Below are 15908 nucleotides of genomic sequence, written 5' to 3' on the forward strand. Positions count from 1 at the left end.
TTAGGATATTTAATGTTCAACAAAAAATCATTAAAAACAAAAGATTGCAAAAGTAAAGAACTTATACTATTATAGTTATTGGAATAGGATGAGGACTGCAATATTAAATGATTCTAGTTGTCTATAAGAAAGTCTTACTAGCTTTGCTAGAAAAGTATATTTGTACTACTAAATTGCTAACAATTTAGATGTTTATCAATGCACGTATGAGGCAGTATTATTTACTTTGTCGAGGTTCATCTGGTGGGAATTTATAAGGTCTATTTCGTTATATTTCTCAATCAAGTAGTATTTTAAAACGTCTTTATCCCTAATAGAAGTCTCTGACTCAAGAGGGAAATACTTGATGACAGAATGTTTTGAGATCCCTGATTAAGATGTTATCTGTGAACTTTCTCAGAGACAAAACGAGATTGTTGCATCTGACTATGTGTTACTCCGCTTGTGGTTCAATCAGAGGTTTAGATCTTATAGAAAGTATCTGTAAAAAAATTAACAAAATTCTGGCTAACTACATTTGCAAAGTTTTTAAGCATTAATTGGTAATTTACTATAAATTTAGTCTAAGTGCATATACAGCAATGGGTTTAGTTAAGTTAATGTTTGAATTTACAAATACATTCTAGCAATCAATATATAGACCTTTAAATCCCTAAATATATAGCTTATGAATAATACATCTCAAAAAGATTTTTTTACTGTAGAGATAGAATACAGCAATGAAAATTTATCTATTGATATATACAACTCAATAATCAAAACAGTTAATAAATTTAATGGTTTACGACTGCTTCTCATTTCTGGAGATTATCAATTGTCTATGGCAGAAAAAAATGTGTCCAACTCTCAACTATCTATATCATATATATTGAATTGTAAAGATCAGGTTTCTAAACTAATTTTAGCTAGTGAGTATAGATTAGCTTTTCTATCCCTTTGGCAGTTTGCTGAGAGCTTGATGGATAGACTAACAAAACAAACTCCGATACCAACAGAGAGTATATCAAGTATTTTGATGATCCATCATCTCTATCAACAGTCTATAATCTCTCTAGAACAATTTGAAATCGCAATCTACCTAAACTCTCTTCAGAAGAGATTATCAAAGAACTGTTTTAAAGATCTAGAAATAAAAAAAGATATAGACAGACTATGGGACTTAGTCGATGATTTTATTGACCTAGAGATTCGCGCTTCTCGATAGAAACATGTAAATCTTTAATAGATTTACATGTAATGTCTATTAAAGATTTACTAATAATTACACAAATTTTCTAAAATAAATCATTTATTCTAGATAAAGTTGGCATAGTGATCAACGTTTATAGACATCAATTTTTTAAAGTTAACTTCATTTTCTTATTATGCTTTGTCATTTTAAACAGATTCTAGCAGTCGCTATTATATCAGTAGATTTTTCTGGAACCGTATTGACTCCTAATATCATTTCTGCTCAAACTTCTATCCCCAAAACATCTGTTGTTACACCACAAAATCAAATGCTAGAGCAAAATCCTCTTAATTTGACCAATGACCAAAAGCAACAATTTAAAGCACTGAACGAAAAAGCATTGCAACTGATTCAAGAAGTACTGACCCCAGAACAATTGGAGAAGTTTACTGCGGAACTAGAAAAAGGCGATCGCAATTCGGCTTGGAAAGCAATAAAACTTTCGAGAGAACAGAAAGTGAGCATCACTGAAATTAACAGGAGTACTAATGAGGAAAAATTTGCAATCCTGACTACTAAGCAACGTTATCATCTGAAAAAAAGAAACGCATTGTTTTTCAGTAAATAATCTTTGCAGAAGCTACAGGAAAAAGAAAAGGATTGATAGACTTGACAAGTTAGAGACTGTAGAAAATTTGTGTTAACTTAAGCTAAAACTACTGATTTTCGTTGGATTTGCCAATTAAACCCTAAAAAACTTACAGTCTCCAGCTAAGGATCTAGTTTTCTGTTCTAATTGATTTTACATATACATGAGAATAAGTATATCTATAGTAGATATCTTTGTAGTGATATAGCCACAATTATAATTATTTATCCTTGTATATATTTAGGAATGTCTCTAGTTGAATATCCCCCGAAACTATGAGACAGGTCGTAAGGCATATGTATCAAGCGCTTCACAAACGATATATATGCCTTACTTTGTAATTATTCTGCCTTTCAATATCTAACCCCTCATTCTGTTTTCAAAAGAAGGTAAAACAATCAAGAAATAGGAAATGATAGAAGATAGAAATCCTCATTATGTAGAATTAACAATTATTTGGGAAAGGCTCAATAGGTAAATCGGGGAGGTGAAAGCAAAGAAGAAATTGCTAAAATCGTAGCAAAATCCAAAAGCAGCGAACACAATGCTGAGTGTGAATTTAAGCCATCTAATCGATGATGAAAAATGTTATGAAACAGTGCGACAGATGCGATGGACAAGAGGAATATGCTGTCCAAAATGCCAAAGCCTAGAGGTGATCAAGCGAGGGAAAGATGAAACCCAACCAGCCCGTCAAAGATACCAGTGTAAAACTTGCAACGCTAACTTTGACGATCTAACCGACACAATATTCTCAGGACACCATCAACCACTACGGATGTGGATATTGTGTCTATACTTGATGGGATTGAATCTGTCGAATCGACAAATTGCCCAAGAACTAGACCTAGATAAGGATGTGGTGCAAGATATGACCACGCAATTGCGAGCAGGTATTGAGCAAAGCAAGCCAGAAGTAAATTTATCTGGTGCAGTCGAGTGCGATGAGGTATATGTGACAGCAGGACACAAGGGCAAACCCGAAGAAGTTAAAAAAAAGGTCGTCAAGGAAGGCGTAATCGGCTCAAGGGGATTCGGGGGCGGGGGACACTCGAAAAAGAAAAACCACCCATCTTCGGCATGATTCAGCGCGGTGGTGAAGTGGTAATTCGGATGTTAGAAAATGTGCAACAACGGACTATTGAATCTCTGATTAAAGCAACAATTGCTCTTGGTACTTTGGTTTACACTGACGAGTATGCTATCTATAACCCTTTACAAGACTGGGGCTATGCTCACAAAACGGTTTGTCATGGCGCGGGAGAATATGCAAGAGATGAAGATGGTGATGGCTTTTGTGAAGTTCATGTCAACACGATGGAAGGCTTTTGGTCGCTTTTGCGCTCTTGGTTACGTCCTCATCGTGGTATTTCTCAAGAAAAGTTACCTTTGTATTTGAGCTTCTTTGAGTTTGTTCATAATGCTCAAAGGAGGGGCAAAGCTTTGCTTAGTGCTTTGCTGCAATCTTTACTTGCTTTACCTCCCCGATTTACCTATTGAGCCTTAATATTTTATCTATGATATGAATTAGTCCAATTAGAAGTAAGTATTATTTTTTATTGACTAGCTTCTATTGTATTGCAAATTATCTAGCCATTAACTTTATATTACCTACTGATGTTACGTGGAACTCAGATGATGAATCTCTTGTTGCTAGCACGACAGGGCAACCACGGGGGGATTGCCCCTACTCCAATAATTTAGATTTTTGTAGATACTGTCTTGAGCAACAAAAAGTCAAGAGGAAATTTGGACAAAATTAGGGTCGAAAGAACGCTGAGACTTGAGAACGCCAAAGACCTGTCGTAACAGCTTGTGCATGACAGCGCCAATGACAGACATTTTGGACTTACCCTTAGCCGTAAGGCGATCGCAGAAAGCAGCAATCGGTGAATTATAACGCCGAGCAACAATCGCAGGCATAAATAGAGCTTTACGCAAACGCGAATTACCAATTTTAGATAAACGTGGTTTGCCATGAATCGAAGAACCAGAAGAAAACTCACGGGGAGTTAAACCTGCAAAAGCGGCTAGTTGATCAGCAGTATCAAAGGCAGAAATATCACGAATTTCTGCGAGTAATACAGTTGCAGTCAGTTCAGCAATACCAGGAATGGAAGTCAATAAATCCCGTTGCGATTTCAAATGAGCAGGGTGGTTTCATTTTCGGGAAGTGATAGTGAGAAGGGATTACAGAAAAACAGCAAAGCCAAAATAGTAAAAAATGGTCTGTTAAGAGCTAAACAAAAAGCAAAACCAGACCATGAACTTTATAGAACAATTAAAGCAGATCCCAGACCATCGGAAAAGTAAAGGTAAGCGACATCCACTATGGCTAGTCATGTGCTTAACCTTGCTGGGAGTATTGTGTAATTATCACGGATATCGACCCTTAGCAGATTTCTGTGAGAAACATTGGCAAACCCTACAAACAAGGCTAGAGCTAGCACCAGAGAGTCGAATCCCGTCATATTCGACCTTTCGTCGTGTCATTCAAGGAGTAGAAATTGAGCCAATAGTTAAACTATTTAACGAGTGGTGTAGAAATAGCTATACAGGCGAATCAGGGCAATGGCTGGCGATGGACGGAAAAAGCATCAAATGTACTGTCTCCAATCAGACTGATTCTAGGCAAAACTTTACCAGTACCGTATCAGCCTTTACCCATGAAACGGGAGAAGTAATAGCCCTTGCCGTATCCGAAAACAAACAAATTAGTGAAATCGAAGTCGTTAAACAAGTGATTACCTCTTTACAAGGGCAGAAAGCCTCTTTCACCCTAGATGCCTTACATTGCCAAAAAGATACGGTGAAATTAATTGTTGAACAGGAACAGCATTATTTGATTGCGCTCAAAAATAATCAACCGAATTTGCTCAAGATTTTGGATAACTTACATCAAACCACGGAAGCCCTTAGCTATGCTGAAGAGTTTGACAAATCTCATAGCCGTCAAGTGCGCCGTCGCGTTTGGGTTTATCCTGCGCCGACTCACCTACGTAAACAATGGTCGTCTCTACAGTCTTTGATTTATGTGGAACGCGAGGGCTGGCGTGATGACAAGCCTTTTGTCGAATCAGTTGGTTATATTTCTGACTTGTCTCTCAAGGCGGCTCAGTTTCTTGACCCGATTCGCCTACACTGGGGCATTGAAAATCGCTTACATTGGGTGCGCGATGTCCTTTTTCAAGAGGATACGGGGTTACGTCGTGGTGGTAATGCTCCTACTATTTGGGCAATTATTCACTGTTTTATCATGACCACTGTTCGTCGCCTTGGCTTTCGGACGATTCCTCAGGGGCAACGGGTTCTCGCGAATCAGGTTCATCAAGTTTTTGATATTCTCTCCTGCTCTTATTCTTACTGATTTCCTCCTTCTAAATTTTCTGCTTCTCCCTTCCTGCTTGCTTTTCCGAAAATGAAACCACCCTGCGTTGCGATTTCAAATGAGGGTGTTGATCAAAGTGCTGACGGATCAATTTCTTGGTCATCTCAATTTGCTCTTTGAGAAAATCAATGTGGGCAGTAATTGCCTCAACCAAAATTGGGTCAGCCGTAGTAAGACGATTCTGCTCTTGTTGCTGCATAGCGGTTAAGCTATCTAAACGATGCACCAATGCTTGAAGTTGCTCAATTTCTAATGGTGGTGGTGTCCATGGTGCAGGTTTTAAAGCAGCACAAAATCTGGCAATAACTTTGGCATCAGCACGGTCTGTTTTTGTGCGACTTAATTCACTCTTGCCAAACGCTTTGGGACATGATGGATTGACGATACTTACTTTGTATCCTCTTTCTACTAAGAATCTAGCTAAAGCATTGCCATAAGTGCTGGTGGCTTCCATGCAACTATGCAAGTTTGTCACATTTTGAAGGTTTAGCCATTCTTGTAATTCAGCAAATCCTTCAGGATTGTTGGCAAATACTTTGCTCTTAATTTTGGCGTTACCTTGGATTAGAGCAACATCAAATTTGGCTTTGCTGATATCTATTCCTAAAACATCACATACTTCATTGCTATTGTTCATCGTGTTTTCCTTGCTTCTTGCTAGAGTTTCGAGTACAGCAATTAGTGGAGTTTAACTATCCTTGTGAATGCAGGTTTACCCATCGGATGACCTCTGATACTGTCCAGTCTTTATCTATTTCCACTGTTTAAGCAGAGACGACTCTATCTACAATACGGGCTTGGTGTCCCTAGGGGCTGTTCGAGTTTATCTCTGCTTTTGCTTTTTCGGATTTGAGTAAAGATTTTATCCTTTAACTTTCCTCCTAGATACAAGGGGCTGTGCCTCCGTGCCAGCCCTAGACTTAGATGATCGTAGGAATTCTATCCACGTAACATCAGTTACCTATTAGGGAAAACCCTTAAATTGTTACTTTTTTTAATAGCAAAAATGAATTTAAAATCTTGACTTCACTATCAAATGTGATAGATTATTGTTTAGGAATAGGAAATCATTACAAATCAAAGAAAGATGTGTCTATAGTCAATGAATAGATGAAGTATTTTAGTCTCTTACCCACTTGACTTGCTACCTTTGCATTGACTCGTGGGAGCATTTTCTGATTTTTAAGCTTGATGGCTTAGAACTTCTTCATCCTAATACTTGTTAATTTCTCATAAAGAGAGTTGCTACCTTAGAGATAGCATTTACTCTGCTTTAATTTCCATAATGTCTATAGAAATCCTATATGGTTTATGAATGGATGAGCGAAGTCGAAGCCACTCACAACTTATTTAGAAATACTACATGCATCAAATTGGCATTGGTCAGCTAATGAGGGATGGGTGCTTAAACTTCCATTTCAAGACGATAACAAAGGCAGAAATACGTCGATCATGTTTTAGATGACCAGTACCTAGAAATAGATACAGCGTATTGAGGCTTTGAGTAGTACAAAAATATTTTTAAAAGTGGCGCGAAGCGCCACTTTTAAAAATATTTTTGGGTTTTAAGTAAGCGCAAAGCGCTGTAATTTCTAATCAATCAGATTAATCAATAAACCCTATTGACTTTGAACACTATGAATGCCGATACCTCTAATGCATCGACAACTCCTAATTACTCTTTCAAACTGACATTCAATCCAGAAATTCTAAGAATTCTTTCCTATATTGCTCTAATCCTTATCTTAGTAGTAGGAAATGTTTTGACGGACAAGTTTGTTACTGTCGATCCACATACCACTGCTATTTATAAGCTATTTGGTTTTAATCATGCTTGTAATGCATTAGATCATGAACCAAGTCGAACAGTTTCAGCAATGTTGCTACCCCTTTGGGAAGTTCCCTTCATTTTCTATGTGATTTTCAACTTTTTGAGAATTCAGGATGCTTACCGCGAAAAAAAAGTACCAAAATATACTTACATTCTTGCCGCAGTCTTACTACCCATTGAGCTTTTGCTAACAGTTTGGTTTCGGATTGTTTTTGTATGGAATCCAGAAGTAAACTTCCTAAATCATTACATTCCCTATATTGGTTTTCAGGTATTACTATTCTTAGTTGCCTTTGAGAATATCCTCTACTTCTATGCTGTCAAAGCATTACCATTCAAAAATAATGCGATCATTGCTGTAGGCTATTTAGCATTACTTTTTGTGGTTACGGTCTTGTATGTGGGAATTGGACTTGCCAGTGCTTTAGGTCATCCAGTCTTAGATTTGATCAACAATGCTGGACAGAGAGAATTTTTCAAATCACTAGCTAGTTTTTATAGCGTTCTCGTTGTACCCGTACCCCTAATTGCTTCCATTATAGAATTGAAGCGATCGCCTCAGCATACCTTGTCTTTTGAATAATCTGTATTGCAGATTTCATTTTGACTTAGGCAACCTGATTCTATTTATATTTTGATTTTCAAATGAGTTGGGACTCATTTGAAAATCAAAATACTATCACCAACAGTTCTTTTTTGATTTTGCAGCTTTAACCATAACTTCATCACAATGGCACTATTATTCGATTATGATTCTGTTAAATATAGTCCTAACAATGCTCTGGCGCTTGCCTATTGTGCAAAGTGGGCTTATTTAGATGCTCCATTAGCGCAAGCTGAAGTCAGTAAACAATTGCAAACAAACAAGTTTCAATTTGTGAATATTCAGTCAAGTGGAACTCAAGCTTTTGTGGCTGGCGACAGTCATAAGATCATTGTTTCCTTTCGTGGTACTGAGCCTAGTAAGCTACAAGACATTCTTTCAGACATTAGGCTAATGCAGGTTTATCATGCTCTAGGCAATGTTCATGGGGGCTTTATTCGATCGCTCGACGCAGCTTGGCGAGAAATCTTTACAATCATTCGCCAGTTTCAGGACAACAATCAAACTATCTGGTTTACAGGGCATAGTCTGGGGGCAGCCTTAGCGACCCTTGGCGTTGCCAAAATGTTAGAGTTTTCCTATCCTGTATCTGGTCTATATAACTTTGGTCAGCCGCGCGTTGGCGACAAAAAGTTTGCTGAGTCAATGAATAAAGAAATGGCAAAGCGTTATTTTCGGTTTGTCAACAATAATGATGTTGTTCCCCGTGTGCCTCTACGGACTATTGGCTATGCTGACTGTGGTTACTTTCTGTACTTTGATAAGGCAAAAATCCTTTATGATGATTTATCTATTTGGACTCGCTTACTAGATAACTTTCACGGCAGGCTCGAAGCCTTAGGAGAAAAGGGAACCGATGGCATCAACGATCATAATATGGATGCTTATATAGCTGGGATTTCCAAAAATATGGATAAGCTTGTAAAGTAATTCCAAAACTAAAAATGGCGTAGCCATTTTTAGTTTTGGAATTACTTACTAGGTTAAGTAGCTAGATATAAGTAAACTAAAAACCCAGAACCAGAGTTTGTTTCACCCGCGTAGCGGGTGAAACAAACTCTGGTTCTGGGTTTGAATTAAGTTGAGCTACTGTAAATCGTAAGTTTAACCACACCATTTGCGTGGCACAAAACGCCATACAAACAGTGGAAGACGGGAAAAACTACGAAGCAATTTTTCCCGTTTGCCGCATTCGTAGAACAGACGTTGTTTTAGTTAACCTGAGTTCGATGGTATAGCCAAAAGTAAAAGAAAAGCTGAGACTAGGTTTGAAGAAATAAAAGCCTCAGCAATATGGGAAATATCGTATCGCACTTGGATATCACCCAAATCTTCTGTGAAGTAGATGATTTTTGCCAAAGTATAGAAAAACACTGTCAAGGGCAGGTAATGCTGCCATCAATGATAGGAGAAAGGAAAAGTTGTCTCACTGGTGAATCTGCTAAAACCTTTTGGAATCAAGCATTTTTTCACCGATGTATGGGGTGCATACGAAAGGATTCTTGATCCTCACACTCACCTAATCGGCAAGAAAAATACTCAGAAGATTGAACGAAAACATCTAACTTTGAGAACGAGGATTAAGCGTTTAGCTAGAAAGACGATTTGCTTTTCTAAGTTCATTGTGATGCATGATATTGTCATTGGTTTGTTTATCAACAGATATGAGTTTTCGTTTCAATCCCTTTGAATATCCAACAATTGTGACACATTACCCGAGCGATGATACAGACCGATTGCAGTATCTGGAGTTTTGTTCTTGACTAAGCTCCGAGAGTGTAAGTGAAGTGTATAAAGTCTGGGAGATAGACAGAGAAATAAACAAGACCCACAATAACTTAGGAATTACTTAATGTTCGCCGCAATTCTAAATCCTGCATGTTGATAGAAGTTAGGGCGGAACCAGTTGCGATAGTATTGGCAAGCTTCAGTGCCACAGGTAATCCAAGAGCCACCTGCCATCATATTATGCTTGGTATCGAAGTATGGTGCGGAGTAGTTCTCATACAGAAAGTGGGGTTGATAGCCAGATAGTGGTGTTAAATGGTCACTCAGCCATTCCCAAACGTTACCGCGTAGATCGTAGAGACCCGACGGACTTTTCGCTGAGTCCAGATATCCTACAGGACTCGGTGAAGCAAACTTCAGGTTGAGATTAAAACTAAGATTAAACCTAGAATTTTCCTGAGTCTGCGATGTGCTTGGTTCTGTGCCATAGGTTGCCAGATAATATTCCGCTTCAGTCATGAGGCGAGTATGATTGCCTTTCCAGCGACAATAGGCGATCGCTTCATGGTGATTGACCTCCACAGGAAAATCAAAGGGCATCGCCATCTCATTAAACATGGCACGATATTTATAGCCATCAGCATCAGGAATCCAAAACTTAGGATGCTGGACATCATGCTGAATTTTCCAAGCCCATGCTGACTCATGCCAATAGTTTTGATTTTCATAGCCACCATCTTTGACAAAATCGAGAAATTCGGCGTTAGTAATCAGATACTTACTAGCCTGAAAGGTTGCCACATCGACAGTGCGATCGCCATATTCAATATCCCAACCGTAGATATTTGAGTCTTGGGACTTCCCGAAGCGTATCGCTGCCCCCGCAATTTCGATCATCTCATTGGGTTTGGTATAACCATTTGCGGGCGTATATTCCCAACCCTGAGGACGTTGCAGCTTATCGACAGGCAATTGGCGAATTAGCATAGATGAGGTTTCGATATGAATATACTGATGCTCGATCGCCATCATGAGCGCCCAAAGGGGATGCTCTAGATTAATGGGTAAAGCGATCGCTAAGTTATGAATCAGTTCGCTAATTCTGTCATAGACCTGCTGCCGATATGCCCATACTGCCATCACATCCGCTTGCCGCAGATTATCAAAAATGCTTTCAATTTCATCAGGCTTTTCGGGATCGACTCCAATCTCAAAGAGCCTTTCAAAATGGGGATTGATGCGATCGGTAACTAATCCTACTCGGATTAATTTATTGATGTAAAAGACTGCCGAATGTCCTAAATAGAAGATCAATAAATTACGTAAAGGATCGGGATTGATATAGAAGGCTTCGGGACTAACTAAACTTTTCATTAATTGGTCTTCGATTTGCCAAGCCCGTTGATAATAGGCAAGAATTTCTTGGCGATCGCAATCATGTAAATTAGGTGGCTGCATTGTTTTTCTAAATTAAAATACTTTGTAAAAGTACTGATTCGTGTAAATTTCAAGCACTTTTAGATCACTTGACAAAGCACTAAGCCAAACCATTGTTGCGGATCTGTCCAGATTTTGATGGTTGCTAAACCTTGCGATCGCAATTGTGATTGCACTTTCTCTAAATCAAACTTTCGCGAAATCTCCGTGAGAATGCTTTCACCTGATTGAAACTGCACCTTGAGATCGAGAATATCTAAGGATGCTTGATGTTCTACTTGTGCGTGCAGATACATTTCAATTTGATGATCGACTTCGTTATAAATGGCTTGATGCTTAAATAGACTTAAATCAAAATCGCCTTGAAAGCGCCAATTCAAATGGGCAAGCATATTCAAATTAAACGCAGCCGTTACTTCCTGACTATCGTTATAAGCGTCTTCGAGAATGTCTTTGGGCTTTTGTAAATCAATTCCTAACAGAAAATAATCACCTTGGGTTAACGCATGGGAAACCTTATTTAAGAATTCGTTCGATTCGGCTTCGTTAAAGTTGCCAATGGAACTACCTAAGAAGAAAATCATCCGCGATCGCGCATGGTTTTTCCCCAGATACAGCAAAGCTTCTTCGTATGTACCAATTAAGCCCTCAAGGGTGAGATTGGGATACTTTTCTTGTAAAGCCAAGACTGTCGTTTTGAGAATGCCACCACTGACATCAATGGGAATATAACTAAAGGCATCGGGTATGGATTCTGTTAAGGATTTCGCTACTTTTTGGTAGGCATTTAGTAAATAATGGGTCTTCGTAGAACTACCACTACCTAATTCCACTAACTCACAGGAACCTGTAATATCAGCAATTTCATCAGCATATTGCTTTAAAATCCATGCCTCAGTACGAGTTGGGTAATATTCAGGAAGTTCGCAAATTTGCTCAAATATGTCTGATCCGCGATCGTCATAGAAGTATTTAGGCGGAAGCGTTTTGGGAGTAGCAGTTAATCCCTGAATAACATCATGACCATCTTTCTCAAAGGTTTGATGAATATTGGGATTATTATGTTGATGCAGAATCTTTAAATGTTTAACTGTCATACTCGGCTTAGTTCCTATGGTTGATGTATATGCGATAAAGCAGCTTGTTTAGATAAATGCGCTTAATCAAAATGGAGTCATGTTGCTAAACAACATAACTCTACATAATTTATTTATGTCTTAAAAATCATTGGTTATAGATATTTAAATTTCGGGTAATCCAGTCTTTATGTTAGGGAAAGACAATAATTTGGTGATGTATAGAAGTTTAACCTTAAGGTGTGATTCTCTATACATCATTAACTCTCAATAAAAAATATAAAAATAACGCAATAATAATCGCCCCCACGATTTAATTAATCCTTATATGTTATAAACATCTTGTCACTGAAGTCTAATCTAAAATTACAATTTTGACAAGCCTAAAGATTAATGAGAGCTTAAAGCTTAATCATACAATCGGTGTTTTTTCATGATCGAAAGATGCTATTAGAAAATCAACTAAATTAGTAATGCAACTCTTTAGATAATTGCTAAGTATTAACTTTTTTAAAGTCTAAATAATTGAATCTAAATTTATATTATAAATAGATTGAAGCAACTCTATCAAAAAGCTAGTAATCAGCTTTCTTTTATTTGATTTAGGCTAATTATTTAGTTTTGATTGATAATTTGCATTAATCAGCTAGTGGGGGATATGCAATTTAACGCATATTTCATGCTGATAAAAATATAAATATATTGACCAGCGATGATCTGATAAAGATCGTGAGCCTAATTCTGTAATGGCAATTATTGGTGTTTTTGCTATGCGTATAAATTAATCAAAAATGGTGCTTTTTGCCATTTTTGCCATAGTTTAGTTAGTTAAAAATTTAGTTTTTGTTTTTGATGATGAACAAGAAGCAACCAACCATTGGATTAATAGAAGTTCCAGCGACAGGGCTATATTATGGAGAAGGGAAAAATTGGACTTCTCTATATAGACATCGGTCTTTAATCAGTAAACAGGTTCTAATAGCTGATTTGCAAGCAGGAGGATTCGATGCCCGCTTAGTCAATCTCAGAGATGGTGATTATAGTGAGGAATTTGGTCAGATTTTTTGGAAAGGGATGACTCTGCGGAAAACCTTTGTAGGTGGAGATATCTTTGCTCTTGATCCACAGGCTTTCGATGCTTGGGGGATTACTGTAAATTTCTCTCAAGATCGTCAAGTCAGTTGCCTCCTCATTGAACATTTAGCGAAGAGCGATCGCCCAATCGTTGTTGGTGGTTCAGATGCCGTAGCCGAACCACATCACTACTTACAGGCGGTGCAGCAAGATTGAAAAGATTGAGCGATACACTAGCAGAGATAACTTCTATTATTTTGGGTTCCATTTATTAAATATTTTTTAAATTAATTACTAAAAGTTAGATTTAGTTGTCTTCCATGATATACTCAATTCAGAAATTTTGGATATTAACAAGCTCACATTAAAAATTTGCTTTTTAGTATGAGTCTCAAGGTCACCCATGGGGGGATTGTCCTTGACTGAGAATTTAGATGAGCAGCTATACCTTGTGTTAGTTCATAATCTCAAAATCGCAGTCAACAGCTCTTTCTAAGATCATTGCATATAACTGTGCTGTTGAGGTAAATCTACTCATCATTTAGTATGACTAGAAGAGTCTTACAACAGTTATTTACAAATCTTTTTGTTGTTTCTATATATATTATAGAGATTCTCCTTAACAGAATATCTGTTAGGTAAGTTTTTCTTATGCTAGTTTTGATGATGACAAAATAATTTTCAGGACTTAGTATTAATAGTGATATATAGAGTTATTTAAATTTCTCATTCTCCATCCTTTTTCTTGCAGGATAATGATGGCAAGGCTTGACCTTTATGTGAAATTAGTTGCTTACTTATTCGCTTGATCTTGAGGGTCTAAATTTCAGATTTTGATTGCAGTTGCTAATATTTGTTTCCTAATATTAGTTAAGACTAATTAACGAAAAAATTTAGTTACATAGAGATTCTTCTCTTTACTAAGTAAATCTTAAAGAGTTATCTGACTATCTGTTAATAACCATCTCTTTATGTCAAATTATGTCATCACAACAAGATTGGGTTAATTTTGCGCTCCAACGTCCTAACTATTTTCCTGGACAGTATTTATTAGATGAAGATTTTGAACTGGCTCATCGCTATCTGAGCGATCGCCAGCGCTATGTCAACAGTCGTTTACATTTAGCAGGGATTGTTGAAGGGCTTGAGGTAGAAGCGATTGCAGGTCAGCCTGAGGTAATCATTAAGTCAGGAACCGCCATTGACGGAGAAGGCAATTTAATCATTCTCACAGAAGCGGTAACTAGAAAAATCAACAGTTTGGGCTGGTTATGTTTCCGCTATCACCAAGAACCTAAACTATTACAGCAACCAGAAATTCCTGATAGTTATACTCGCTTTGAAGAAACCCCTCTAATCACCTTAGAGGCTATTCAATCCGATGATGCCAAAACTATCACTTTGGCAAAGGTGATGCTGGAAAATAACCAAGTAATCATTGATTCAAGTGTGCGTCAATATTCGGGCGTGCGTCTTCCTGGATCTGATGAAGGTATCACCCTCCGCAGTGATGGAAAGGACTTGGGCATTAAAGGTAATTTGACGGTAGCAGGTACGTTGCAATTGGGTGATACTCTCATTGAAGGGATTTCCCAGAGCATTCCCGCAGGAGCAGATCGCTCTAATGTCATCCCCTCAGAAAGGGCGGTCAAAGACCATATCGCGGCAGCTCTAGCTAATGCAGGTAAACCTACGGGAGAAGCCCCCCCCGTTCGTCTCGCTGAGAAAGATGGCAAAATGGTGGGTTGGAAGATTAAGGGTTCAGAAGAAGCCAAAGATCCAACAGCCCTTCTAAGATTACTGGCTTCGGAGGATGGAGTTGAAAATCCTCGTTTGACTGTCGAACGGACTACTGGAAAAGTCATCGTCCATGAAGCTCTTCGGGCTAAACATCTGGAGATAATAAACCCGATGCGACATCGGATGTATCCTGCTGGTTCCACTGATCCCCAAAATCCGACAATATATCAAGATATTTTTGCTGCTGAAAAGGCAGGAGTGATCACTAAGTCAAATGATCTCCCTAATGCCTCCTATGACAATACAACTTGGAAAGTAAAAGGGATTTATGGGTGGCGTGAGGCGATTCGTTATGGCGTAGGTAAAGAGGACAGTGGAGGCGCAATCGTTAAGATTCCCTCTGGCTACGACACTGTTTGGGTGAGGCTCGCCAATGCTCACGAGTGGCATATTGTGAATGCTCAGTTTTCCGCAGATGGTCAAGTATTCCGAAATTTGGGTAATTGGACGGGAGGACTCAGAAATGGCAATTGCTATTGTCCAGATGGGTCACTGGGGGACTCATCTCGACCCTATCACCATTGGCTACCAATTCCTGTGGGGCAGTCGGGGCAAGTGAAGCTAATTCATAAAGGTGATAATGGAAAGTGGTTTATGCTATCAGGGGTTGCCTTTAGCCAAAATCCATGGGGTCATGCAACTCAATCGGCACTAGGTTATCACTGGGCAGATCGCGTAAATCAAGGAGATCCTGTGCCATGGGACAAGCAAGATTATAACGGTGATATCTTAGCGTGCTTCGATAATCTCATGGCTTACGAAATTAGAGTTCCCGTTGTTCCTTCTAGCCGGGATAAGTTGTTGTATCTGATTGAACATAATGCTGGTTGGAATGGATGTTTACATACTGGGCTTTCGATCAAAATCGGGGACACCTATCAACCGATTGAACGCTTTCTTGCCAGCTATGACAATCCTTTTGCGAGGCATTGGAATAGTAAGGCAAATAACCGTTATATTGCGGCGCGTATTCCCGCCGATATGATTACCAAGGCATTAAACCTTACTAACCCAAGCGATCGGATGACCCAACTGATCAGTATTAAAGTCGATTTAACCCTACAAGGGGAAGAACGTGACAAATTTGAGGACAGGATCTTTTTCCGAGAAATTGGCACTCATGATCTAGAACTTCCCTATTTTGTCTAAA

11 protein-coding genes and 3 pseudogenes are annotated in these 15908 nt (G+C 38.4%); 10 read left to right on the forward strand and 4 right to left on the reverse strand.

Annotation, left to right across the window (positions count from 1 at the left end; genetic code table 11):
• Positions 1-667: 667 nt before the first annotated feature.
• The 3 genes and pseudogenes from HC246_RS24495 (at position 668) to HC246_RS27085 (ending at position 3320) form a co-directional block, all read left to right on the forward strand.
• A complete protein-coding gene (locus HC246_RS24495; RefSeq protein ID WP_169366041.1) occupies positions 668-1204 on the forward strand; it encodes a hypothetical protein in 537 nt (178 codons plus the stop codon).
• Positions 1205-1364: 160 nt separating this feature from the next.
• Positions 1365-1799 carry a hypothetical protein gene (locus HC246_RS24500; RefSeq protein WP_169366042.1) on the forward strand — a complete coding sequence of 145 codons (435 nt, stop codon included), beginning with the start codon at positions 1365-1367 and terminating at the stop codon, positions 1797-1799.
• Positions 1800-2364: 565 nt separating this feature from the next.
• Positions 2365-3320 (forward strand): annotated as a pseudogene (locus HC246_RS27085) (IS1595 family transposase).
• Between the two features lie 237 nt (positions 3321-3557).
• Here the strand turns inward: HC246_RS27085 and HC246_RS24510 are convergent.
• A complete protein-coding gene (locus HC246_RS24510; protein WP_169366043.1) occupies positions 3558-3965 on the reverse strand; it encodes a transposase in 408 nt (135 codons plus the stop codon).
• Between the two features lie 118 nt (positions 3966-4083).
• Between HC246_RS24510 and HC246_RS24515 the strand changes: the two genes are divergently transcribed.
• Complete coding sequence (locus HC246_RS24515) at positions 4084-5187, forward strand: ISAs1 family transposase (RefSeq protein ID WP_169361865.1); 1104 nt, start codon at positions 4084-4086, stop codon at positions 5185-5187.
• Positions 5188-5197: 10 nt separating this feature from the next.
• On the opposite strand, the gene HC246_RS24520 is transcribed toward HC246_RS24515, so the two are convergent.
• Positions 5198-5845, reverse strand: a complete 648-nt coding sequence (locus HC246_RS24520) for an IS110 family transposase (protein WP_169366044.1) — start codon at positions 5843-5845, stop codon at positions 5198-5200.
• 1000 nt (positions 5846-6845) lie between these two features.
• On the opposite strand from HC246_RS24520, the gene HC246_RS24525 reads away from it, so the two are divergent.
• From HC246_RS24525 to HC246_RS24535, 4 genes and pseudogenes are all read left to right on the forward strand, one after another.
• Entirely contained in the window at positions 6846-7622 is a 777-nt protein-coding gene (locus HC246_RS24525) for a hypothetical protein (RefSeq protein WP_169366045.1), read from the forward strand.
• Between the two features lie 147 nt (positions 7623-7769).
• Complete coding sequence (locus HC246_RS24530; protein ID WP_169366046.1) at positions 7770-8573, forward strand: lipase family protein; 804 nt, start codon at positions 7770-7772, stop codon at positions 8571-8573.
• Positions 8574-8936: 363 nt separating this feature from the next.
• Positions 8937-9065: pseudogene (locus tag HC246_RS27165) on the forward strand (IS982 family transposase); the annotation flags it as partial.
• 1 nt (position 9066) lies between these two features.
• Positions 9067-9333: pseudogene (locus HC246_RS24535) on the forward strand (IS1 family transposase); the annotation flags it as partial.
• Between the two features lie 155 nt (positions 9334-9488).
• Here the strand turns inward: HC246_RS24535 and ovoA are convergent.
• Positions 9489-10829: a 5-histidylcysteine sulfoxide synthase gene (gene ovoA, locus HC246_RS24540; protein ID WP_169366047.1), complete on the reverse strand. Its 1341-nt coding sequence runs from the start codon at positions 10827-10829 to the stop codon at positions 9489-9491.
• A gap of 59 nt (positions 10830-10888) precedes the next feature.
• Entirely contained in the window at positions 10889-11905 is a 1017-nt protein-coding gene (gene egtD / locus HC246_RS24545) for an L-histidine N(alpha)-methyltransferase (RefSeq protein WP_169366048.1), read from the reverse strand.
• A gap of 831 nt (positions 11906-12736) precedes the next feature.
• On the opposite strand from egtD, the gene HC246_RS24550 reads away from it, so the two are divergent.
• Positions 12737-13174: a hypothetical protein gene (locus HC246_RS24550; RefSeq protein ID WP_211167952.1), complete on the forward strand. Its 438-nt coding sequence runs from the start codon at positions 12737-12739 to the stop codon at positions 13172-13174.
• A gap of 765 nt (positions 13175-13939) precedes the next feature.
• Positions 13940-15907, forward strand: a complete 1968-nt coding sequence (locus tag HC246_RS24555; protein WP_169366049.1) for a hypothetical protein — start codon at positions 13940-13942, stop codon at positions 15905-15907.
• Position 15908: the final 1 nt, after the last annotated feature.

It is taken from the genome of Pseudanabaena yagii GIHE-NHR1 (genome assembly GCF_012863495.1).
Taxonomy (GTDB): domain Bacteria; phylum Cyanobacteriota; class Cyanobacteriia; order Pseudanabaenales; family Pseudanabaenaceae; genus Pseudanabaena; species Pseudanabaena yagii.